Annotated in this window: 15 protein-coding genes; 3 read left to right on the forward strand and 12 right to left on the reverse strand. The window is 42.8% G+C overall.

Annotated elements, in window-relative coordinates; all coding sequences use genetic code 11:
• Positions 1-59: 59 nt before the first annotated feature.
• From DCK90_RS15350 to DCK90_RS15380, 7 genes are all read right to left on the reverse strand, one after another.
• Complete coding sequence (locus DCK90_RS15350; RefSeq protein WP_108247094.1) at positions 60-1,757, reverse strand: DUF885 family protein; 1,698 nt, start codon at positions 1,755-1,757, stop codon at positions 60-62.
• A gap of 77 nt (positions 1,758-1,834) precedes the next feature.
• Positions 1,835-4,882: a beta-L-arabinofuranosidase domain-containing protein gene (locus DCK90_RS15355; RefSeq protein WP_108247095.1), complete on the reverse strand. Its 3,048-nt coding sequence runs from the start codon at positions 4,880-4,882 to the stop codon at positions 1,835-1,837.
• A gap of 56 nt (positions 4,883-4,938) precedes the next feature.
• On the reverse strand, positions 4,939-7,191 hold the full coding sequence (locus DCK90_RS15360; protein ID WP_108247096.1) for a S9 family peptidase: 2,253 nt from the start codon (positions 7,189-7,191) through the stop codon (positions 4,939-4,941).
• 168 nt (positions 7,192-7,359) lie between these two features.
• A complete protein-coding gene (locus DCK90_RS15365; protein WP_108247097.1) occupies positions 7,360-8,604 on the reverse strand; it encodes an NAD(P)/FAD-dependent oxidoreductase in 1,245 nt (414 codons plus the stop codon).
• 13 nt (positions 8,605-8,617) lie between these two features.
• Positions 8,618-9,625 carry a 4-hydroxyproline epimerase gene (locus tag DCK90_RS15370; protein ID WP_108247098.1) on the reverse strand — a complete coding sequence of 336 codons (1,008 nt, stop codon included), beginning with the start codon at positions 9,623-9,625 and terminating at the stop codon, positions 8,618-8,620.
• Between the two features lie 36 nt (positions 9,626-9,661).
• The gene (locus tag DCK90_RS15375) at positions 9,662-11,185 is read right to left on the reverse strand and encodes an aldehyde dehydrogenase (NADP(+)) (RefSeq protein WP_108247099.1); all 1,524 of its coding nucleotides are present in this window, start codon (positions 11,183-11,185) and stop codon (positions 9,662-9,664) included.
• On the reverse strand, positions 11,182-12,105 hold the full coding sequence (locus DCK90_RS15380; RefSeq protein ID WP_108247100.1) for a dihydrodipicolinate synthase family protein: 924 nt from the start codon (positions 12,103-12,105) through the stop codon (positions 11,182-11,184). The genes DCK90_RS15375 and DCK90_RS15380 overlap by 4 nt, the downstream gene beginning before the upstream one ends.
• 134 nt (positions 12,106-12,239) lie before the next feature.
• Between DCK90_RS15380 and DCK90_RS15385 the strand changes: the two genes are divergently transcribed.
• Complete coding sequence (locus DCK90_RS15385; RefSeq protein ID WP_108247101.1) at positions 12,240-13,082, forward strand: AraC family transcriptional regulator; 843 nt, start codon at positions 12,240-12,242, stop codon at positions 13,080-13,082.
• A gap of 107 nt (positions 13,083-13,189) precedes the next feature.
• Here DCK90_RS15385 and DCK90_RS15390 read toward each other — a convergent pair whose 3' ends face one another.
• Positions 13,190-14,788, reverse strand: a complete 1,599-nt coding sequence (locus DCK90_RS15390; protein WP_108247102.1) for a RagB/SusD family nutrient uptake outer membrane protein — start codon at positions 14,786-14,788, stop codon at positions 13,190-13,192.
• A gap of 10 nt (positions 14,789-14,798) precedes the next feature.
• Entirely contained in the window at positions 14,799-17,798 is a 3,000-nt protein-coding gene (locus tag DCK90_RS15395; RefSeq protein WP_108247103.1) for a SusC/RagA family TonB-linked outer membrane protein, read from the reverse strand.
• A gap of 377 nt (positions 17,799-18,175) precedes the next feature.
• On the opposite strand from DCK90_RS15395, the gene DCK90_RS15400 reads away from it, so the two are divergent.
• The gene (locus DCK90_RS15400; protein WP_108247104.1) at positions 18,176-19,546 is read left to right on the forward strand and encodes an exonuclease domain-containing protein; all 1,371 of its coding nucleotides are present in this window, start codon (positions 18,176-18,178) and stop codon (positions 19,544-19,546) included.
• 2 nt (positions 19,547-19,548) lie between these two features.
• Here DCK90_RS15400 and DCK90_RS15405 read toward each other — a convergent pair whose 3' ends face one another.
• The 3 genes from DCK90_RS15405 to DCK90_RS15415 all read right to left on the reverse strand — a co-directional run bounded on the left by DCK90_RS15405 (position 19,549) and on the right by DCK90_RS15415 (position 22,930).
• On the reverse strand, positions 19,549-20,325 hold the full coding sequence (locus tag DCK90_RS15405) for an aldose epimerase family protein (protein ID WP_108247105.1): 777 nt from the start codon (positions 20,323-20,325) through the stop codon (positions 19,549-19,551).
• A complete protein-coding gene (locus DCK90_RS15410; protein ID WP_108247106.1) occupies positions 20,325-21,623 on the reverse strand; it encodes a M20/M25/M40 family metallo-hydrolase in 1,299 nt (432 codons plus the stop codon). Before DCK90_RS15410 ends, DCK90_RS15405 begins: the two co-directional genes overlap by 1 nt.
• A gap of 65 nt (positions 21,624-21,688) precedes the next feature.
• Positions 21,689-22,930, reverse strand: a complete 1,242-nt coding sequence (locus tag DCK90_RS15415) for an ABC transporter permease (protein WP_108247107.1) — start codon at positions 22,928-22,930, stop codon at positions 21,689-21,691.
• A 3-nt stretch (positions 22,931-22,933) separates the two neighbouring features.
• On the opposite strand from DCK90_RS15415, the gene DCK90_RS15420 reads away from it, so the two are divergent.
• The gene (locus DCK90_RS15420; RefSeq protein WP_108247108.1) at positions 22,934-24,157 is read left to right on the forward strand and encodes an exo-beta-N-acetylmuramidase NamZ family protein; all 1,224 of its coding nucleotides are present in this window, start codon (positions 22,934-22,936) and stop codon (positions 24,155-24,157) included.
• Positions 24,158-24,461: the final 304 nt, after the last annotated feature.

Below are 24,461 nucleotides of genomic sequence, written 5' to 3' on the forward strand. Positions count from 1 at the left end.
GATTATGGGAGCAGGATTGGACCAAAACTCCCTTGCTTAAAGAAATATGTTGTGTTTACCTATTTGAAGGCCGTGGAAAATTTCCACTTTGTTTTATAATTTTTGTTCAAGGGAAGATCCTGCAACAGAGCGCGCAATACCTCAACCGGCATTCTACCTTCTTTCATCACCTGATCGTGGAATTGCTTTTCCGTCCATCCTTTGTCCAACATCTCATTCCTTAGAGCGTAGAACTGAAGACCTCCCATCATGTATGCCAGTTGGTACAATGGGGGATAATTGGTGGTAAACGAACGTCTCACCTCTGCTTCCGCATTGGCATATTCGTGACCCACTTCATCAACCAAAAGGTCTATGCACTCTTGTGGGGTCATTTCTCCTAAATGGAACTTGAGAGAGAAAATAATCCGAGCGCATCTATGGATTCTCCAAAACAACATGCCCAGTTTTTGCTCTGGGGTCTGGGGAAAATCCTTGTTCCAAAGAATAATTTCCCAGTAGAGGGCCCACCCTTCAGTCCAAAAAGGTGTGGAAAAAGGTCTTCTGTAACTTTTGTTCCTGCTCGTCATAAAATACTGTAGATTATGGCCTGGAAGCAATTCGTGCTGGACGGTGGGAAATGAAAAATTGGGATTGTTCCCCCGCATGCTCATCAATTTGTCATCGTGATCCATTTCCATGGTCGGGTACGAGATGATGATATCCCTTCCCCCTAAAAAGAACGGACTGACCTTTTGTCTTTCTGGGCTCATCATTTTCATGCCCCAGGTTTCCTTGGCAAGTTCTGGTAATGTGATCAAATCCCTTTCCTCTATAAAATCCACAGAGTGGGAATACAGATCCATAATGGCCTGTGGCTGCTCTCCTGCAGGAACGTAGGTATTCTTTACATGCTCCAATGCCTTTTTCCAATCATCGCCATATCCCAATTCCCGAGACGCTTTAATCATTTCATTTTTGCACCATTCAAATTGTGCTTCCGCTGTTTTAATTAGTTCATCGGGTGTGTAGGGAATAAATTCCAAGGCAAGGCTCTCCTTTAGTGCTTCTTCTCCAATGGGTTTTCCAATGATTCCGCTACCATCGTCCTTAACGCTTCCTTCCGAATAATTTTCCTTTAGGAACTCGGCGTAGGCAGTCAACTTTTCATTTAATTTGTTATAAGGTTTTTCCACCCACCACGTGAAATCAGGGTCATATCCGTAGTAAAAATTATAAGCCTCTTCCAATCCCTTCTGGAACGAAACGATAAGTTGAGAAGCTTTATCGGCAGTTTGCCAATCCTTAAATGGCTTGGCTTTCCATGACTCCATTTCAGAATCAACGGATTGCGAGGCATCTTGAAATATTTGTGCCAACTCTTTTGATTCGGGCTTTTTGCCTCTTCTACGATTTTTTATGAACGGAAAAATATCTTTTGCAAAAGAGCTTACTTCGGAAACTTCCTTAAATGCATCATATTCCTGATTAAAAAAATACTCTCCTTTATTCACCAAGTTCTTCAACAGTACATAATCTACTTTTCCTTGTTGTGATAGAGCGTTGAAATCAATGGCAGACAACTTTTTGTTCCAGTCATTATAAAATGTGGAAAACCGCTGATAGTACTCTTCGGACTCTTGAACGATATAAGTCCGGTTCAAGGCCCAGTTATCCGCTTCAAATTCGGTAACGATATCAGCCATTTTGCTGTTCTGCGCGAAAGTGCACGAACTGACCAACGCTACAGCTATGATTCCTATTCTTTTTAAATCCATTTTGTTCGAGTTTAGTTTCTTACTTTATCCTCCTAAAGGTAATGATTGGTTTTTCTAAATTTTGATGGCTTCCCCTATTATTCCAATGTAACATCCATATACACCGAATGGCGGCCGTATGTTTCATAGAATGGTTTAAAAACAACTCCATCAATGGTAAATTCCAATGTTTTTGGGTTTCCTTCAATAGTACTGCCTATATTCTTGGCATTCAATGTTATCTTTCTCCAATCGTTTCGTGGTTCGGGTTCTTGGGCCACCAAAAGTACCGGTCCATAAAAAAGGCTTGCAATGTTTTGTTGGTCCATTACTGGGTCCAAATGGAATTGAAATGGCATTTGAACATCAATGACATCACCATTGTTCCATTTACGGTTCAGGGTCATGTAGGAACCGGGTTCTGCTTTTATCTTCTGCTCTTTACCATTCACTTTTACATAAAATCCTTTGGTCGCCCACTGTGGAACACGTATGTTCAAATCAAATTTTCCTTCGCCTTTAATTATTAACTGGGTGTTATCCGCTTTAGGAAAATCCGTTTTTTGCTCTATGGCAATATTCTTCTCTGTCCACTCCAAGGTTGAGGGCACAAAAAGGTTTACATATAGTGCGCTATTGTCCTTGTTCTTAAAATAAATGGAGTTTTGAAGCTTAGTGCTACTTTCCAAGGCCGTACCATTACAACAGGTAAATCCTGTCATATCCGCATTTCCAAATCTTTTGACGGAACCTGGCCGCAATGGCACATGGTAGGTGTTTGCCGGGCTGTCCTCTGCTACCGATGCCAAAATATGGTTGTATAGTCCACGCTCATAATAATCCATGAGCTCCGTCCGCTGGTCGAACAAGAATAAGTTTTTAGTCAGCTTCAACATATTGTAGGTGGCACAGGTCTCATTTTGTCCTCCTGCTGAAAAACCATTCTCGTACAAGGTAGCAGGTTGCCCGATGAAACATTCTGCATTGGTTGGATTCCTTGCTCCGGCCACACCCCCAATGCTGTACATATAATCATGCTTGGCCTTGTACCAGAAATTTTCGGCTACGCGATAGTACTCCGGAGATTCGGAATCGCGATAGATTTCAAGCGCCCCCATGATCTGTGGTATATGCTGGTTGGCATGCAACCCTCGGAAGGAATCGACATTTTTGGCCAATCCGTGGGAATGCTCCGCATCTCCAAAAAACATTTTGATGTTGTCAAACAGTTGTGCGACCTTAAGGTATCTCGGTTCATCGGTAATCCTATCCAATCGGGCCATGGCCTCGTTCATCCCACCGAATTCCCCGGCAATGTAGCTGTTCCACATACTGATCAATGTATCCGTTGGCAATAAGCTCAATCGGGCATACACCCAATCTCCCATTCCCTTGGCCACTTCCAAAGCTTTCTTGTTTCCACTTACCTCGTAGATATCCATTAAGCCTGCCAATATTTTGTGCAAAGTGTAATATGGTGCCCAAACTTGAGTTGGTTGGGTACCGTAAGATGCACCGTTTTCCAGCATAATAAACTGGTCCGGCGGATAGGCACTTATAAATCCTTTTCCCCAGTTCCAATAATCGGTTCGAATACCATTTTCGCTCAAATCCGAATCGTAAGTGGATTTTCCTGGGCCGTGGGGAACTTTAGTCGGGTCCGATTCATGCTCTCCACCAACCTTGGTAGGCTTTCCGGACATTTGAGACAGTTTGTAGAGCACTTCTACCATATAATCCATTTTATTGGCAAAATTGGCCTGCAGTTCCTCATCGTAACCAGTACTTGCATACGCCTGGGCGATGGCTGTTAAATAATGGCCCGTGGCGTGACCTCTTAACTTTGTTTCTTGGCTATCCCACACGCCCAATGGTTCAGCACCTTCCGGCTGTTCTTGTCCAAAGGCATTCCGGAACATGTACAAAAATGAGTCCGGGTTGGTCGCTGCCAATGTGTTGATGAACTTATCCCTATTTTCTATAAACTTTGTTTGTTGACCATCAGTATCCGAATCCAATCTTACTTGATTCAATCCAAACACTTCCAGTTTCATGTCAGGCGTTTTCACATCCTGTTTTGCCTTTACACTAATTTTTGCCTTGGGCTTAAAATCCGTCCCCGGAACCCTGCCGGTGACCACATAACTTCCCGCTTTGGTCACCTCGCTGTTATCTATCGGTGAAGGCCATAGAACCCTGACCTCCGGCCCTTTGACTCCATCACGATATGTTCCTTTGACATGGCGCGGCAATCTGGGCAAATAGCCCAGTTCCGTTTCTACCTCAACATCGGACACGCCGGTCAGGAACTCATTGTATAATTGAGGTGCATCAGAAGAGAATTTTGGCAGGTTGTCTTCAGGTTTTTCCCGTCTTACCACAGCATCCCCACCTTTGAGAGCAATATATCGAATCCTTGAAACCTGCTTTTCACTCAAAGGAATCCTATACAACCTAAAATCGTAAATCTTTGCTTTGAGGTAAGGATTTCCCGACACAATCGGTTTTCCTAAATAGAGTAAATTCTCATGAGTGAACAAATCCTCCAATTCCATTTCAACATTTTCAGTCTTTCCTGCTTCCTGTCCATTGACAAAAACACTTATGGATTTTGATGGAACATCAAAGACAAGTGCTAGATGGACCCATTGATTCGTTTCAATTTCCACATCTGGGGAAAGCACCTCATATCCTGATTTGCCATCCAATATGACCTGAGCTTGGAACCCTTCTTGTTCTTTGGTTCCGAATGGGGCAACAAAAAAATGCGTCCTATTGTCTTTTCCAAAATCAAAAAGAAGCTGTCCCGGTTCCTTCGACTGAAAATTCACCCAGGTTGCAATACTGATGGATTCCTCACTTTGCACAGATTCACCCGGAATGGAAATATAGGATTTACCGTCACCTGGGAGTGAAAGTACTTTTTTAAATTGCTCATCATCTTTAAAATCAATTTCGCCGTAAGCTCTTGCGTGCAAATTATTCCTGGACCAATCTTTGGCATCTCCATCAAAAATATATCTGGCAATCATTCCGGTCTCCCCAATTCCATCCAAAATCTGGTTACCACTCTGCGCGTGTACCAAACTCATTTGGGCAGTGAATAGAAAAAATACTGCACCGACAAAAAACTTACTTATATTCATAATAACTCGTTTACTCCTATAATTTTACTAACCAATGGTTTACTGTTGTTGTTTTTCTAATTGTAGATTTCCTCCCATGAGGGCGGGTCGACATCCATCAAATGTTTTACAAAAAAGTCCTTACGCTTCCTCTCACCAAATTCCCCGCCGGAGGAATGTCCCATGCCGGGTATGGTGACCAACTCAAAATCTTTATTGGCTTTGATCAATGCATTGGCGAATTGCATAGTACTGGCGGGATCTACGTTATCATCCACTTCTCCCAGTATCAACATTAAATCACCACCCATTTGACCTGCATTTTCAACATTGGAGCACTCGGCATAATGTGGCCCTATGGGATAGCCCATAAACTGCTCGTTCCACCAAATCTTATCCATTCTATTGTCGTGGCACCCGCAGGAAGATACGGCTACATCATAAAAATCAGAATTGAACACCAATGCTGCAGCTGCGTTTTGCCCACCTGCCGAAGTCCCGAAAATGCCCACGTTTTCAGCATCCATATACGGATATTTTTTAGCGGCTTCGCGAATCCAAATTTTTCTATCGGGAAAACCGCCATCTTTGAGATTCTTCCAGCATACATCGTGAAAGGCTTTTGAGCGGTTGGAAGTCCCCATACCATCTATCTGTACCACAATGAATCCCAGTTCCGCTAAAGATGACATGGACCAGTAGTACGACCTAAAATCCTTGGGGACAAATGAACTGTGAGGCCCTGCATAAATATATTCGATTACAGGGTATGTTTTGTTGGGGTCAAAAGAAGTCGGTCTTATGATGACTCCCCAGATATCGGTAACACCATCCCTGCCTTTGGCCGTAAAAACCTCAGGAGCTATCCACCCCTCCTGCAATAATGCGGAATGGTCGGCCTTTTGTAATTGCATTAAGGTCTTGGCATTTTTTGAAGATTTTAAAAGTGTTACAGGCGGGGCATCCACCCTAGAGTACTGATCTACATAATATTCATAGTCTTCCGAGAAAGTAAGTTGATGGTTCCCGTTTTCTTTGGTGAATCGGGTCAAGTTCCTACCATCAAAATCTATTTTAAAGTAATGAAGGAAGTATGGGTCCTGCCCTTTATCCATCCCACTGGCCGTAAAGTACACCTCTCTATTCTCTTCATCCACATGAATGACATTTCGCACTACCCATTCTCCTTTGGTAAGCTGTTTTTTTACTTTTCCCGTTTCTCCATCGTACAAATAGATATGGTTCCATCCATCCCTTTCCGATGTCCATATAATTTCCTTTCCATCATCAATATCGTACCTGTACTTTTTGCTGCTATAGTCAATAAAGGTTTTGCTGACCTCATTTACCAGCACTTTTACCGCTCCAGTATTTGCATCAACCGCTATTACTTTGTAAGCTTGGTGACCTCGTTGATTATATTCAAAGGTAAAGGCACTGCTATCTTCTCTCCATTCTATATTATTCAACCCAAATTGATGGCTAAACTCATCGGTAGGAACTTGGATATGTTTCTTTTTCCCAACCAAAAACAATTGTGGGCTTTTGAACGGGAGCTCATCTCCTGGCTTTAAATAATCCCTGGATTGCAATTTGGGCTGAAACTGGTCCCCTGGACTGGATTCCACAAAATATATTTTACGTTCATCTCCTGGACGCACCTTGTATGCCATGATTTTTTCCCCATCCGGTGCCCATTTTATGTAGGTGGAATAGAAAAAACCCGGAGCGCCATCATAGCTCAACCGGGTTTCTTCATCTGTCGAGGTATTTTTGATATAAAGGTTGTGATTCTTGATATATGCCAACATAGTGGAATCGGGGGACATCACAGGTGGATTATTGGTCTCATCGAACCTGCTGCCCCAATAGCCCCAATCTCTTTTTGGGTCTTCAGTTTTTGACTCTACAATTGTTAATTCCTGCTGATTGGGATTAAAGGAAACTATCTTTTCATCAAAAGTAAATTTCAACGCTGCCATATCGGCATCAAATTCCAGTTCGCTGATGTCTATGTGGTTGGCATCTATATCTTTCTCAAATTTCTCGGACAACAATTTGGCCAATACAGCATGATCAAAACATTTTTCTTGGGTTTTCTCCGAGGGATTTACCCATAAGTATTCTTTTCCTTCCGGGGTATTGTTTACATACCATAGTAGGTTATTTTCTTGCCAATGAAAATTCTTAGGCGAGTTTGTGACCTTGTCCCGAAACAAAGAATCCAGCGAAATCGCCTTTTTATATTCCGCTAAAGTTCCTTGGGCTAATGATGTACCGAAGTTTATAAGTATAAAAAATACACTTATTTTTTTGACAAAAGATTCCATAGTTTAAATAAGTCTAAAACTATAGATAATCTCTGGTTGTACATCGATTCATATTACCAGATACTTATACTATATTACCCTTAACGCTTTCATTACTGCGCAAAAAAAGCGATTAATTGATTAAGAACCTCCAAAATGCAAAAGAAAACCTGTGGGAAGAAAACAATTTTAATGAAACCTTTCCGGTGAGAGCGGGGCGATGTCCATTAGTGGTTTTGAACCATTCACTTCTTGCGACACCAGCTTTCCAGTTATTGGCCCCAAGCTCCAACCCATCATAGCGTGACCTGCCGCTATGGTCAGGTTATTATATGTTGTGGTTTTGCCAATAAACGGCAATCCATCCGGTGATACCGGCCTGAGTCCAGAGCTAGCACAATCTTGTTCTTCTGAAAGTATGGTAAAATCTCTATAGTGCGTCTTAACGGCATTGGCCAAAGCCGCTACACGTTCTTTTTGAATGGTGTCGTTATTGCCGGAAAACTCCATCGTACCCGCAAATCGGGTAAAGCCATCCATCGGGGTAATCGCCATTCGAGCATCCACCAAAATAGTGGGTAAGGTTATTCCCGTTGGTCTCCTAACATCCACACTGTAGCCTTTTCCACCTTGGATAGGAACTTTAAGCCCCATTGTTTTCGCTAGTTTTGATGTCCAGCTCCCACTGGCCAATACGAACTCATCAGCCTCATAATTGCTATCCTGAGTCCTCAATGAGACTATTTGCTTCCCCATTACGTTAACGTTTTCAACCTTTTGACCCAACTTAAAATCTACTCCATGTTCCTGTAGCCAAGTTTTTAGTTCCTCCATAAAATGATTGGGAGTCATATGGGCATCACACTTGTAATGAACGGCTCCCCTTACTTGGTCGGATAGTACAGGTTGTACTTTTTTTAAATCTTCTTGCGACAATATGGAAACCTCCAAACCTTCTTTTATGGCTTTTTTGGCCACTTCATGCTCCTCCTTTTCAGATTTCTCGGTACAATACGCCATCAAGACCCCTTTTCTTTCGTAATGAAAGTCGAAATCGTGAAAAGCCAATAATTCTTCATAAAGTGCCCTACTTTTTAAATTGAGTTCTTTGAGCACGGGCAATGCTTTTTCAACATTGGAAACTGTTGCAGACTTTTTAAATAATAGTGCCCATTTGAAGAAATCCATATCCCATCTGGGCTTCATATAAAATGGGCTGGAACTATTGAGCATCCATTTAAGACCTTGGGTAATTATTCCCGGAGCGGCCAAAGGAACAAAATGACTTGGTGTAATATATCCTGCATTGATATAAGATGTTCCGCCATCCATATTGGTTTGGTCCAAAACGGTGACTTTATGTCCATCTTTCACCAAATAATATGCACTACAAAGCCCGGAGATCCCTCCCCCTACAACTATTACTTTCTTCATTCTGAAAATTGATTTACAGTACTTGGAACCCATGTGCGTATGGGTCATCGTCATCTATAATGATATTATTATAGCCTGTTACCTGTGCCCACCCCTGAATACTGGGCACAATGGCCTTTTTACCGGACAAGGTGGTCTGCTGCTCTATCCTTCCAATAAACTTGCTCCCAATAAAACTTTCATGAATAAAGTTCTCGTTCGCGCCCAACTTTCCTTTGGTATATAATTGTGCCATACGAGCCGATGTTCCCGTACCGCAGGGAGAACGATCTATGGCCTTATCCCCGTAAAAAACTGCATTTCTTCCCGAAGATGTCGGGTCCAAAGGGTCTCCGGTCCAAAGCATATGGCTCACATCCCTGATAGTAGGATCTTCCGGATGCACAAACATGTCAGGATACTTTTCATTGATACGCTTTCGTACCACTTGGGAATAATGTATGATTTGGCCAGCGGTAAAATTATGTACGCCTTTAAAGTTTTCCTGGGGATCAACGATTGCATAGTAATTTCCACCGTAGGACACGTCAAAGGTTATCTGGCCTAGTTCCGGACACTCCACGGTCAAATTTTCAGCGGCCAAATAGGATTTTACATTGACCAATTTTACCCAATCCACTTTTTTGCCCGTTTGGCGGTACTCAATTTCCACCAATCCTGCTGGGGCTTCCATCTTAATTTTTCCCTGTATTTTGGGAACAATCAATCCCTCCTCTATTGCTACGGTAATGGTACCGATGGTTCCATGTCCGCACATGGGCAGACAACCAGAGGTTTCAATAAAAAGTATTGCAAAATCATTATTCGGATTATGCGGCGGAAGCAAAATGCTCCCGCTCATCATATCGTGCCCACGTGGCTCGAACATCAATCCTTTTCTGATCCAGTCAAAATCCTTGAGAAAATGCTGTCTTTTTTCACTCATGTTTGCCCCGATCAAGTTGGGACCTCCACCTGCCACTACGCGTACGGGGTTGCCACAGGTATGTGCATCAACACAAAAAAAAGTTTTTCTTGCCACTAGCGCTCTTTAAAAAACCATCTTAATTTTTATTTTCTATCCCTTGAGATGTTCTGGTAACAACGACTGCGGAAAGGATTGATAGCTAACCGGTCTGACCCATCTATTAATGGCGTGCACACCAACTGCCGTAAACCTAGAATCCGTAGATGCCGGATAGGGTCCTCCGTGCTGCATGGACGGACATACTTCCACTCCTGTAGGAACACCGTTATAAATGATCCTGCCCACTCTATTCTGCAAAGCATCCACCACTTCTATCAAATTGATGGTATCATTCTCTTCCGCGATAAGGGTGCCTGTCAACTGCCCTTCCAATCCTTCGATTATTTGAAAGAGTTCGGTATCATCCTTACATTGTACCACTAACGAAAATGGGCCGAAAACTTCTTGGTGCAATTTTGGATTGGCCAAAAATTCACTACCTGAAACCGTTGCTACCGCTGAAGCTGCATAATTCGGTTCCAAATCAGCATCTACTTTACCTACTACTTCAACCCCAGATTGGGATGTTACATCAGCTTCTTTTTTCTCGTAGCCGCTCTTAATGTTCGGGTGCAGCATGCATTGCGGATCCAACGCAATCGTTTCCTTGGCCAACTCGGCTATGAAACCTTCTGTGTGGTCATTCTTTATGGTCAATAGCAGGCCTGGATTGGTACAAAATTGGCCAGTTCCCAACGTGATAGATCCTGCGTAAGTATTTGCAATCTCTCCTCCTCTTTGGGATATTGCGTCCGGAGTTATGATTACAGGATTGATACTTCCCATCTCTGCAAATACCGGAATAGGTTCTTCTCTTTTTGCAGCGATATCGAACAATGCCCTTCCACCTGTAATACTACCTGTGAAGCCCACTGCTTTGACCTTGGGATGGTTTACCAAATCCACTCCTGCTTGGACTCCTCCGTTGATGCTGGAAAACACTCCTTTGGGCATGCCTGTTTTCTCTACTGCCTTAACAATGGCTGAAGCCACCAATTCGGATGTACCTGCATGCATGGGGTGGGATTTAACGATAACTGGACAACCGGCTGCCAGTGCACTTGCCGTATCACCTCCGGCCGTTGAATAGGCCAATGGGAAGTTACTTGCTCCAAATACAGCCACGGGGCCCAAAGGAATCATTGTTTTTCTCAAGTCCTCCTTGGGCATAGGTTTTCTATCCGGCTCGGCCGCATCAAATGTATTGCTCCTCCAATCCTCGGTTTCCACCAGTTTTGCAAAGGAACTCAATTGGTTCATGGTCCTGCCACGCTCACCAATCGCCCTACCTTCGGGAAGTCCTGATTCCTTGGTATAGGTATCTATCAATTCTTGATCCAATGCTTGAATCTCATCTGCAATGGCATTTAAAAAAGCAGCCCTTTGCTTACCGGGCACACTTCTATACACTTTAAAGGCATCCCATGCGGCATCTACCGCCTTTTCAATTTCCTCCTTTGTTACTTCTACAAAAGTTGTGGGGTTTTCCTTGTTTAGTTTAGGGTTGATGGTCTTGAACTCAACCTCTCCATTTGCACTAAATTCTCCTGCGATACAGTTTTTACCTGTAATCATACTACACTTTTTAGGTTTTTATATTCTGGGAGCTCTGGTCTGTTTTTCATGGCTTCCTCAATAACCTTGAGCACCCGCTCCCTTTCTTCTCCTTGCAAGGGCAATCTTGGGGCCCTAACATTTTCAGTTCCAATTCCTGTGGCCACTTCGGCCAATTTTATGTTCTGTACCAACTGCGGGCTTATATCCAGTTCCAACAATGGCATAAACCATTTATATATGGACAGGGCCTCGTTTATTTTACCTGCCTTGACGAGTTCGTAAATGGCTACCGTTTCTGCAGGGTAGGCACAAACCAATCCTGCCACCCAACCATCGGCTCCTATCACAAGACTCTCAAGTCCCAAAGTATCAACACCTGTGAATACCTTGAACCTGTCTCCAAAACGGTTTTTTAAACGTATTACATTGGTGATGTCCCGTGTTGATTCCTTTACTGCTTGGATGTTATCACATTCTGACAACTCCTCCATCATATCCAAAGTTACCTCAATTTTATAATCTACCGGATTATTGTAAATCATGATAGGCAAAGATGTACTGTTTGCGATGGCTTTAAAGTACACAACGGTTTCGTGGTCGGTTGCCTTGTAGCGCATTGGAGGTAAAAGCATTAGTCCCTGCGCCCCTACCTTTTCTGCATGCTGGGCAACTTCTATGGCTTCTTTTGTGCTTTGCTCGGCTATATTGATAATCACAGGAACTTTACCATGGACTATCTTTAACGAGGTTTTTATCAAGGTCTCTTTTTCCTCTTTGGTAAGTGTACTTGCCTCACCCAAGGTTCCTCCAAGAATTATCCCGTGTACACCGGCATCCAGTTGTGCGTTAATATTTTTCTCAAACATGGCAAGGTCCAATTCGTCCTCGCTTGTGAATTTTGTGGTTACAGCGGGCATAACCCCTTCCCAATGTATCATAATGCTATATATTTTGATTACAAAAATAGATGACTAAATTTCAAGGATAAGCTTCATTATTAACGAATACTAATACTATATTAACCCAAATATTGGTTCAGGTCATAATTATGATGATATTCGTATAAAAAGTAGTGAAAGTTCTTCCGTTTAAAATTCCGAAACCCAAAGATGAAGCCTTGGTCTATCAAGTAGACCGGGAACGGGTTTTTTATGACCAACTTCACCAACATGCAGAAATACAAATAAGTTATATTGCCAAAGGTGCAGGGTCCTTAATCGTGGGCGACTCCATTAGTGATTATAAGGAGGGTGATATCTTGGTCATAGGAGGATATGTCCCACATGCTTTTAAGAGCGATGTTTCCTTTTCTCCAACATCGCTTATGTACACTCTTTTTTTTGACATCAATTCTTTTGGAAAGGAGTTTTTCCGTATTACAGACCTTGCATCCACAAAGGAATTCTTCAAAAAATCGGAACTTGGAATGCGGGTCATATCCAATAAAGACATCATTATTGGAGAGTTCAACAAACTAAAGACTCAAAATAAAATAGAGCAAATAGCCACTCTGTTGGTCATTATAAACCGTATAACACAATCCCAAACAACACCTCTCTCCTCATTTGTTTACCGCAAGTCTTTTTCCGATGATGAGGGCAAGCGCATGAACGATGTTTTTAAATATGCCATGGACCGCTACCACGAACCTATTAGTTTGGATGAAATAGCCGATGTGGCCAATATGAGCAAAAATGCATTTTGTAGGTATTTTAAAAAACGGACGAACAAGACTTTTTTCCAGTTTCTTATTGAGATTCGAATAGAAAATGCCTGTAAGCTTATTCTAGGAAGTCCAGAACTGGCTATTTCATTGATTTCCGATCAATGCGGATTTAACAACATTGCCAACTTTAACAGAAAATTCAAGGAATTGAAAGGATGTTCCCCCACCCAGTTCCGGGCGCAATTTTAAAATCCATATCTATATAAAAAAACGGATGGGAAATCCCATCCGCTTATGCACTAAATAACAAACTCAAAACAATTACAACAATTTGTTTTATCGTTTACACCTTTTCCCTAGTAGCCAGGATTCTGGCTCAGGTTTGTGTTGGTGTTAAGTTCTTCCAGACCTATGGGAAACAAAATAGTGTGTTCTCCTTGTGGAGTATGGTTATACCAATTCTTTGTCTGGTACACACCAAATCGAATCATATCGGATCTTCTTCTTGCCTCTGCAGCGAACTCCCATCCCAATTCATCCAAAAATCGACCGTATGGCACAGCAGATTGGTCTCCTGGTTCGTCTATGGTTCCATCTTCGGCCAACGTTCCATACTCCACCGTGGTATCCCCTTCAAGTTCAGTTCCTGTAACGGTGGCCTCGGCAGGATCTTCAAAAGAACGTAAACGAACCTGCGTTACTATGGTAGCTGCTTCATCGGCTCGGTTAGTCCTTAGGAGAGCTTCGGCCTTCATCATAAGTACATCTGTATATCTAAGAAAAGGGAAATCAACGCTGAGTCCTCCGGTGGCACCAGATTCTATTTCATACTTACCACATCTAAAACCGTCTGTAAAATCACAATCGTAAATACTTGGCATCTCCTTTCTTAGGGTCATTACCACACTGCCATCGGAAGCGTTCAATTGGTCTCCCATCAACCAGGTATCCGCCAAGCGTTTATCATTGGCATTATAACTATCTATAAATTGTGGATTACAACTAGACCCTCCCCAAGGTTGGGCCTGCATATCAAAAACCAATCTATGATCTGGCAAAAGCATTTTCATATGGGCGCTCCAATCTCCTGCAAATATTTGATCGTAAGGAATCGCGAACACCATTTCCGGATTTCCTTGGTTCTCTGTACTAAAGATATCGGAGTAATTCGACGATAGCTCAAAAGCTCCGCTGGATATAATTTCATCACACGCATCGATAACGTTTCCCCATTGGGCGGTTCCTGTATATACCTCGGCGTTTAAATACACACGTGCCAGAACATGATAAGCAGCCCACTTCGTCATACGACCATAGGTCGATTGATCTACGACCTCGGTAAGGTTGGGTATAACCTCTGTCAACTCGGATACAATAAAGTTGTACACTTCTGCACGTGGGCTCTGTACCGGAAGTTCATCACTATAACTAGCTATAATGGGAACGTTACCATGGGTGTCTACCAACATAGAATAGTACAATGCCCTTAAGGCCCTCATTTCTGAAATAATGGCAGATGCCTGCTCTTCGCTCACCGGTAGTTCTCCAGATTCGACTTGTAGAATCACCCTATTGGCACTATTGATCCCATTAAAACAGGTAATCCATGTGTTTCTTGGTTGCCATTGGGTCTCTGTCCATTCATGAAAGTGCATTCTTTTGTATGTACCTCCATCATCCCAACCATTGGGGCGTGTTGGAGTCACGAACATATCGCCGGGCTCTTCCTGCAAATCAAAATATCCTTGCCAACCCATTACAAATCGCATTGGCGTGTAGGCGGATGCCATAACCGAAATGATATCGGATTCCGAAGGTACAAAAGAGGATTCGGTCACTTCCGAGAACACTTCTTCCTCCAAGTCGGTACAGGCTATTGGCAAGAGCAATAAACTTGCCAGGAGCGTCAAAATTTTTGGTCTAAGTGAATTCACTTTGTTCAATATATTTTTCATGATATTTTTTTTAGAATGTGAAGTTGATTCCCAATGTAAATGTTCTGATGGAGGGGTACTTATCCCTGTTATCATTACCTGGAACGATTCCATCGTTAGGAGTGCGGTTTCTATTTACTTCTGGGTCTATCCCCTTATATCCCGTAATAGTTGCCAAGTTCAGTCCGGATGCATATATACGGAAGCTTTGGGCAAACTTGATGGCATCCTTTGGCAGTGTGTATCCCAAGGTAACGTTATCTATCTTTAGGAAATCCCCGTCTTCTACATAGTAGCTCACAAATCGTTGTACATCTTGCAGGACAGCTTTTCCATAAACCATATCATAAGCGGAGTCCAATGTATTGTAACTGATGGTCGGGTTTTCGTAGAACATTCTGGAAAAATTCAATATTTGATAATCCAATGCTCCTCTTAAATTTACCATCAAGTCCCAGTTCTTATACTTAACCGTATTGTTCCAGCTATAGTAGGCTTTTGGCAAACCGTTGCCCAGTACTTGTCTATCGTCGGTCGTGGCCTCGGTTGCAGGAACAAGTGTACCATCCGGGCGTTCTATGACCCATATGCCGTCATCAGTAATATCCACACTTTTTAATCCATAAAAGTTCCCTATGGGCTGACCTTCCTGTACCCTGTGGGTACTAATCTGTATTGGCTCGCCCGTATATCCCTCGTCAAAGAAATCATTGGTCAATTGGAACTCGCCGTTGGACAATGATACTACTTCGTTTGTATTTGTGGAATAGGTAAGGTTAGCGGTCCATTCGAAGTTATCCGTTTGAAAAGGGGTTACGTTCAATAGAAACTCAAGACCTGTATTTTTAATCTGAGCTACGTTTGCCGCAATTGTACCAAAAAAGTAAGGAGGTGTCGGTACGCTATAATTGAGCAGTGCATCCTTTGTGGTTCTGTTATAATAATCTACGGAACCATTGATACGGCCATCCAGCACCCCAAAATCCAACCCTAGGTTAAACTCTTCCTTTTTCTCCCAACGTAGGTTTGGATTTGCATTACGCGACGGCACCAATTCTCTTACCCATTGGCCATTGTTCAAGAAATAATCTCCATACGTTAGTCCGCTCAAAGCTTGGTAATTAGCTCCTGCATTGATTCCTGTAATACCAAACCCCGTTCTTAACTTAAGATTGGACAGCCAATCCCAGTTATCCGCGAAAGACTCCTGATCTACACGCCAACCTAGAGAAATACCAGGAAAGTTTCCCCATTTGTTATCTTCACCAAATCTGGAAGATCCTTCACGACGCATACTTGCCATTAAAAGATAACGATCATCGTAGTTGTAGGTGACCCTCGAGAAAAATGCGATCAATTTATCGGAATACTTATCACTTCCCATACCTGCTTCACCCAATTGCAGACCTTGACCACTGCCTAAATTATTGTAGGTGAATCCATCTGTTGGGAAACGACGGTTGGTTGCCCAAAAGCCCTCGGTGGTATTGTCCTCGTAGTTATATCCTACCAGACCGGTAACTTTATGCTTTCCAAAACTGTTATCATAATCCACGGTAAACTGCCCATAGTTTCCAACATAATCATTGGTCCCCCTTGATGCAAAGCCCTCTTGCCCATTTTTAGTAGTGGAAACATGGTTTTTTGTTTGATAAAAACCTCTAATATTTGAATCTCCTTTGCGTGTATAGAGTCCTTTCACCGTAAGATTATCCCCAAAATCATAGCTCAGGGAAAAATCGAACCTAGTGTTCCTATATCTGTTCTGACCAATTGTTTCCTGTATATAGGCAACAGGGTTATCATAGAAGTACACATCTCTTTCGTACCAGGTACCATCTTCGTTATAAACAGGCTCCGTTGGGTTCCTAATCAAGGCCTGTCTGTATATGTACGGGTTAAAGCTTGTTCCGTCGCCCAAGGCATTAAAGGTCTGTTCGCTCAATATCACCCCAACGTTTGCCTTTAATCTGTCATCGAACATGGCATGGTTCACACTTACTCTTGCGGTATGCCTCTTGTTATCGGATTTTAGAAAAATACCTTCGATATCCCTATAGTTCAATGAGGCCGTCATATTGGAAGTTGAATTACCTGCCCTGAAAATCAGGTTATGTACTTGGCTGTAGGCATCGCGGGTAATTTGGTCAACCCAATCTGTATCGGATCCAAAGTCCTCAACATTTGCACCATTAAAAGTGTAACCTTCATTAAATTTTTGTCTCAACTCTCCAGCATCCAGAAAGTTCAATCTATCAGCAATGGTGGACAAAGATGCATACCCATTATATTCAATGGTCGGTTTCATATCTGCACTACCCTTTTTTGTGGTAATGATGATTACACCATTGGTACCACGCGTTCCATAAATAGCTGTCGCCGAACCGTCTTTCAATACATCTATCGATTCAATATCTTCTGGCGCTACAGTATTCAAACTTCCGGGAACTCCATCTACCAAAACCAACGGATTCGACCCACCTGTTAGCGAGGAAAAACCCCGTAAGTTGATTTGCGTTCCTTCCGTGGGGTCGCCCGAAGGCGCGGAAACGGACAGACCAGCAACCTTACCTTGTATAAGCTGCGCGGCATCCTTTACATTTCCCTGTACAAAGTCCTCGGACTTTACTGTTGCCACGGAACTGGTTACATCGGCACGTGTTTGCGTACCGTAACCTATCACAACTACTTCTGACAATTGCTGTAAATCTTCTTTCAATACTACATTGATAGAACTGTTTCCCTGAACAGCAATCTCTTGGGTCAAAAAGCCTAGATAGGAAAAGACAAGTACAGCATCCGATTGGGATATGGTAATTTCATAGTTACCATCAAAGTTGGTTGCAGTTCCGTTGGTAGTGTTCTTCTCTAGAACGGCCGCACCGGCAATCGGGATACCCTGCTCGTCCGTAACGCTACCTGTAATTGTTTGTTGAGAGTATCCAGCTTGCCAAATCAAAAGGCAAAACACGGAAAACAGAAACTGTTTTTTTCCCAAACATTTTTTGAATAAAAAGCTAGCCAATTTCATAATACATGTTTAGTTTGTTTAGTTAATTGCTTTCATAAAATCGATACTCCGTTATTCTTTAAAATGAGTTAAGAATTAAGAAGCGTTAAATTTACACTTGTAAATGTAATCTTCTGAATACTAAGTTTTCGGGAAATATTATCCGGTTTTGATACTATATTGACCAATAGGTGGGTATTTTACATATATAACCGTTTTAATCCTATCAGTCAGAAAACAACAAGTATGTTTTCAACACTTAATAGTTATTAAATCGTTATTTCATGAGAAGACGAAAACAATCTGCCCTTCAGAACAAAAAGTCATCATTTTAAATGATTCCCGTTTCTAAAAAAAACTATACAAAACATTAACTTTAAGGATTCAATTCAAATTGATTGTACACGGTAATAGACATAGAGACCACAGGGAACGGAATCAAGGGCAACAAGATTACCGAAATCTCTATTTTTAAATATGATGGTGGTCAAATTGTGGGCGAGTTCACGTCCTTGGTAAACCCCATGGCTCCCATCCCTTATTTTATTACAGGACTTACGGGAATCGATGATCAAATGGTGCAAAATGCACCAACGTTTAAGGAGATTGCCCCAAACGTTTTGCGCATTACTGACGGCTGTATTTTTGTGGCCCACTCCGTTAACTTTGATTACGGGGTGATCAAAGAGGAGTTTCGACAAATCGGAGTGGACTTTACCCGTAAAAAACTTTGCACGGTCCGCCTATCCAGAAAGTTGATACCGGGCCTTCGCTCCTATAGTTTGGGGAAACTATGTTCTGCAGTGAACATTCCATTGGTGGATAGGCACCGTGCTCGCGGAGATGCCCATGCCACCGTTCTGCTGTTCGAAAAACTCTTGGAGCAACCTGAATCCGAACTGGTATTCAAAAGGTTTTTGAACGCCAGAAGTCAAGAAGCTACCCTCCCGCCCCATTTGTCCAAAGCTGTTTTTGATAAAATCCCCCAACAACCGGGCATCTATTATTTTATGAACCAGAAAGGGGAGATTATCTATGTCGGAAAGGCCATCAACCTAAAAAAACGGGTGTTGGGGCACTTCTATGACAAGAGCCGTAAAGAACTTCAAATGTGCAGTGAAACGGCTAATATTGATTTTAAGTTAGCAGGCAGCGAATTAGTGGCCCTGTTGATGGAATCCGCAGAAATAAAACGACTGTTCCCTCCTTACAACCGCGCTCAAAAAAGACAGGGCAAGCAATATGCCATTTTCACCTACGAGGATAGAAACGGGATTATGCACTTGGCATACAATATTATTAAGGGTGTTCCAAGTCCGTTGAAAGTCTTCCATAATCAAACTGAATGCCGAGCGTATTTGGAAGAAGTCTGCAAAAGTTTTTCGCTCTGTCCTAAATATTGCCATCTACAAGAGACAACAGCCGCTTGCTCACATCATGAAATTGATACCTGCGAAGGAATTTGCAGGGGCGAAGAAACGTCACAGGATTACAACCAAAAAGTCGAGGAAGCGATAGTTCACATGAAAATGCTATCATCGGAAGTTCGCATAATCAAAGAAAAAGGCAGGGCGGAAAATGAGAGTGCGGTGGTTTTAATTGCCGACGGCATCTACAAAGGCTTTGGTTTTATTGATACTGATATTGAAATATCCACATTGGAGGATATCGAAGCTTTTATTACACCACAGAAGCATACTTTGGAAACTGAAAGTATTCTTACCCAATATTTTTTGAAGCATAGCAAAAGTCAAGTGCTTGCCACCTAAAACTATGATGTAGGTCTTAGCACCACTTTAAATTGAGCAGTATCCTTCAACTCTTGAAAACCTTGATGCAGATTGCTCTGCTCAACGGCATAGGGGTAAAAGGTAATCGGTTCTATACACACCATGTTCCGAACCTCCGTCCAACACATAAAATTGCCAAAACCTTCGGTTTCAATACAGATTTCCTTTTCATCCTTTAGTGTGATGGAAGTACAATCATCCACTTGTAACGCTCGGCTCCCAACGGCCAACACTTCATCCAAAGAAATCTCTTTGCCCTTTGCCAAAATTACAGGTGATTTTGAGTGCAGTTTAAATGCTGGATGGTATCCCAACATAAACGGCATTGCCTCTTCTCCCGAAACCTTAAAATGGATTTCAAGGCTGTTATCCGTCAACAAAAATGATTTCTCAAACCTAAAATCGTAGGGCCAGGTAAGTTTTTCTTCTGTTGATTTCTCTGGGAACTTTGAGTTGTACACTTCTGTTCCCGATTGATACTCCTTCGCAAAAACCGCGGATGTCTCTGTTTGATGTTCCAATTGGTAATCCATTTGGCGTAAAAGCCCATGTTGATCCTGCACAGCTTCTCCTTTCGGTGTTTTTACGCGAAACCCGGCCTCGTTCACCGGACCGATGATGGGAAACATTTCCGTATCGGCGCTTCCCCAACCAGGGCTCCCCTTTTGGTGGATAAATTGGTGACCGTTAACTTCGTAGCCTACCAGCTCTCCTGCATCAATTTTTACTGTGGTATTATTTACGCTAAGTGTTACCATTATTTTGTATTTATCAATCGGTAGATGAGAATTGCTGTACGCTTGGTCAAGGCTTCAATAGTGTTCAGGTTAACGGTTTCTTGAGGCGTATGCGCATTACTTCCCATGGTTCCCAGACCGTCCAGCCCATCCACATATTCAGCCACGAAGGACACATCGGCCGCTCCCCTTTTTCCTGGGTCGTAGGCCAACACCTCTCCTTGTTTTAGGTCCAGGCTCACTTCGTTCAAAGTTTGTAGCAAAGCTAGATTACCTTCCGTAGGTTGCATGGCAGGGTAACTATCCGTAAAACTTACACTTGCAGAGGTCTGCGGCAAGTTATTGGCAACGATTTCCCTCATCTTGTTCCTAGCACGCTCCTTTTGCTCTTCCGATATAAATCGAAGCCCCCCTTTTACCACAGCTTTCTGAGCGACCACATTGGTTTTCCCAAAAGCATCGCCCTTACTGGTCAATTCATCATAATTTACGAAGGTGCCCCCAAGCAAAACACCTGGATTGAAGGTCAACAGGTCTTCACCTTTGACATCGGTATAAAATTGATGAAGGATTCTGGACATTTCAAAAATGGCGCCAGCACCAGTACCTTCACTAAAAATTCCAGAGGAATGGGCCCGTTTTCCCTCCACCTCTACGGCCCAACCGGAAGCTCCTCTTCGGGCCACGGTGGCATAGTTAAATCCGGTGGAGGTTTCAAAACCAAGGGCAATATCGCTTCGCTTGGCTGCATCAATCAAATCTTTCCTGCTTATTGACAACGGCTTGCCTGTACTCTCTTCATCCCCTGTAAATGCCACAACGATCTGTGCATTCTCCAACAGTCCGTTTTCGGACAGTGCCTTTAAGGCATACAGCACAATTACATCACCACCTTTCATATCGTTGCCGCCTGGGGCGTGGGCAATACTATCGTTTACCATTTCAAATGTTTGAAACGGGCTGTCTTCTTCAAAAACGGTGTCCAAATGCCCTATCAGCAACAGTTTTTTTCCCTTGTTTCCGGTGGTTTCCGCAAAAAGATGACCTGAACGGTTCATCTCTGCGGGCATTTCTATCCAGTTGGTCTCAAAACCAATTTGGTCAAAGGCATCTTTAAAAACCATACCCACTTCCTTCACACCTTTGGCGTTCAGGGTACCACTATTAATGTTGACCACTTTTTCCAAAAAATCTATGGCTTCGGCATTGTTCTGCTCTATGGTAGAGACAATCTTTTTTTCTGTTCTGGAAAGTTTTTGTGCAGAAACCGAAGCAACAAAAAGCATTGCAATAAGGCTGGAAGTATATTGAATTTTCATGGTGGGTTATTTTGTCTGCCAAGTTATCAATTTAGAATGATAAACACCAAGTCGGGCAGCATCTTCTACTCGAACTGGATGGCCTTAACAGGTGTAATCTTGGTGATGATATAGGACGGTATCAAAAGCATCAGCAAACAAAGCAACATTACCCCAACATTCAATAACAAAATGGTGGGTACGTCTATGTACACGGGAATGTAATCGATGTAATACTCCTCGGGGTTCGGAAACTTGAACATCCGGTACTTGTTCTGGAGAAAAATAACCCCGAGACCAATCAAATTACCCCAAAAAAGCCCAATACCGATTAAATAGGCCGCGTTGTACAAGAACACTTTTCGAATGCTCCAGTTGGCAGAGCCCAATGCCTTTAAAATCCCTATCATTTGGGTACGTTCCAAAATAAGGACCAGCAAAGCGGTGATCATATTGATGCCGCCCACAATAATCATGATACCAATAATGAGGGCAATATTAAAATCAAACAGACCTATCCATTCAAATATGCGGAAGTATTTGGATTTGATGTTCTGGGTATCCAAGACCGATAGAGTATTGTTGTAGATTTCGTTGCTTTTCTCATCTAATTGGCCAAAATCGTCGATAAAGACCTCAAAGTTTCCAATCTGGTTTTCGTCCCAACGGTTCATTAATTGAATATGACGGATATCCACAAAAACGTAGGTTTCATCAAACTCCTCAAAACCGCTATCGTAAATACCAACAATTTCGAACCTACGATTGTTCGGCGGTTTGGACGCATCCCCATCACGCAGAAAAAAGGAAAAGAAACTATCGCCAACTTTTAATTGTAACCTATTGGCCATCAAACTGGAAACAAGCACTTCTTCATTAAGGTCGCCGCTGTAATCGGGAAGCCTTCCATCGACCAAATATTCTTTAAAAGTACTCCAATCGTAATCGGTGCCCACTCCTTTGGCCAACATCCCCTCGAACGTTTCGGCCGTTCGGATAATCCCTCCTTTGGTGGCAACCGCTTGAACATGCCTTACCCCATCAACAGTTTTAAATTCGGGATAAAAATCCTGATCAATGGAAACCGGCGTCAGGGAAACCTCGGAATTGTTGTTATCAAAATTTGAAATCTGGATATGGCCGTTAAAGGCCGCCACCTTCTCTCGAATCTTATTTTTAAGGCCCGTGCCCGTAGCAATGGCAATGAGCATCATCACCACACCGATTGCGATTGCGGCAATGGCAATTTTTATTATCGGGGCGGAAATACTAATTTTATGTTCCTTCCCTGTAACAAGGCGTTTGGCAATAAATAATTCTAAATTCAACGAATGCCCATTTTATCTAGAATCAAAAGTACAGTTTTATTGTTGTTTTTGGTGTTTTCCGCATGTAAGGGACAACAAAAAGAAACCATTTCGGCCACGGAACCTGAAATTGCGGCTCCTGCTCCCATAAAAGTTGCGGCCAACAGAACCGAGGTGTACCTGCCCATTCTGCAGGGAAAATCCGTAGCTGTGGTGGCCAACCCGACCAGTGTAATTTTTAAAGAAAATGGACATACCCACTTGGTAGATTCTTTACTATCCTCAGGAGTAAATGTAAAGCAGGTTTTTGCGCCCGAACATGGTTTCCGCGGAAGAGCGGATGCCGGAGAACATGTAAAGGACGGTGTGGATACCCAAACGGGCCTGCCCATAATTTCCTTGTATGGTAAAAACAGAAAACCATCCGCAGCACAACTGAGCAATTCGGATGTGGTTGTTTTTGATATTCAGGATGTGGGCGTGCGGTTCTACACCTATATTGCCACATTGCAGCTGGTAATGGATGCCTGTGCCGAAAACAACGTCCCCATTATTGTGTTGGACCGCCCCAACCCCAACGGACATTATGTGGATGGCCCTACCATGATGAAAGAACATACTGGCTACTTAGGTTTGAACACGATTCCTTTGGTGTATGGGATGACGATGGGGGAATACGCCCAAATGTTGAACGGTGAAGGATGGCTGGAAAACGGCAGCAAAGCCGATTTGACCGTGATTGAACTGGAAAACTACACCCACGAGTCGGAATACCACTTGCCCATAAGGCCTTCTCCGAACTTACCCAACGATACTTCGATTACGCTATATCCAAGTTTGGGATTGTTTGAGGGCACCAACGTCAACGCAGGGCGTGGCACCGAATTCCAGTTTCAGCGCTACGGGGCATCGTTTATGGATAGCACCGCCTACGATTTTAGTTATGTGCCCGAACCCAATTTCGGTTCCAAATACCCCAAAGAGGAAGGCAAAACCTGTTTTGGTCGTGACCTATCCGATACACCAAGAATGAACGAGGTGACCATGGAATGGATCATTGATGCCTATAACAACACCTTGGACAAGTCCAAATTCTTTTTGACCGAAGGTTTTACCAAACATGCGGGTACGCCCCTACTTCAAAAACAGATTGAGCAAGGTATGACCAATGCCGAAATCAAGGCCACTTGGCAAGCCGATTTGGAAAATTTCAAAAATATTAGGGCGAAGTATTTGATCTACGATTGATTAGTTCGTTTTTCATTGATGGTTGATGGTTGATTGGTCTATTGGATGGTTCGATTGTTCGATTATTGGCCACTGTTAATTGTTAACTGCCTACTGATTATTGCGTTCTGAACTGGACCCTGAGCGGAGCCGAAGGGACGTTCTTATTTGATTGTTCGATTGTTGGATTTTTGGACAATTCGATGGTTCGTCTTTAGGAAAGCGTTCTCGACTGCGCTCGAACTGACAAGCAACGTTTGTTCATTGTTCACTGTTAATTGTTCATTGCCAACTGACCTCTGACCTCTGACTTCTGACTTCTGAC

Origin of the sequence: Muricauda brasiliensis, assembly GCF_003057865.1 — a bacterium.
GTDB lineage: Bacteria > Bacteroidota > Bacteroidia > Flavobacteriales > Flavobacteriaceae > Flagellimonas > Flagellimonas chongwuensis.

Bases quoted from the DNA above. Each gene is read 5' to 3' on its own strand.
- DCK90_RS15360 (WP_108247096.1), bottom strand. From the start codon at position 7,191: ATGGAATCTTTTGTCAAAAAAATAAGTGTATTTTTTATACTTATAAAC.
- DCK90_RS15350 (WP_108247094.1), bottom strand. From the start codon at position 1,757: ATGGATTTAAAAAGAATAGGAATCATAGCTGTAGCGTTGGTCAGTTCG.
- DCK90_RS15395 (WP_108247103.1), bottom strand. From the start codon at position 17,798: ATGAAATTGGCTAGCTTTTTATTCAAAAAATGTTTGGGAAAAAAACAG.
- DCK90_RS15405 (WP_108247105.1), bottom strand. From the start codon at position 20,325: ATGGTAACACTTAGCGTAAATAATACCACAGTAAAAATTGATGCAGGA.
- DCK90_RS15380 (WP_108247100.1), bottom strand. From the start codon at position 12,105: ATGATACATTGGGAAGGGGTTATGCCCGCTGTAACCACAAAATTCACA.
- DCK90_RS15375 (WP_108247099.1), bottom strand. From the start codon at position 11,185: ATGATTACAGGTAAAAACTGTATCGCAGGAGAATTTAGTGCAAATGGA.
- DCK90_RS15410 (WP_108247106.1), bottom strand. From the start codon at position 21,623: ATGAAAATTCAATATACTTCCAGCCTTATTGCAATGCTTTTTGTTGCT.
- DCK90_RS15390 (WP_108247102.1), bottom strand. From the start codon at position 14,788: ATGAAAAATATATTGAACAAAGTGAATTCACTTAGACCAAAAATTTTG.
- DCK90_RS15420 (WP_108247108.1), top strand. From the start codon at position 22,934: ATGCCCATTTTATCTAGAATCAAAAGTACAGTTTTATTGTTGTTTTTG.
- DCK90_RS15355 (WP_108247095.1), bottom strand. From the start codon at position 4,882: ATGAATATAAGTAAGTTTTTTGTCGGTGCAGTATTTTTTCTATTCACT.
- DCK90_RS15365 (WP_108247097.1), bottom strand. From the start codon at position 8,604: ATGAAGAAAGTAATAGTTGTAGGGGGAGGGATCTCCGGGCTTTGTAGT.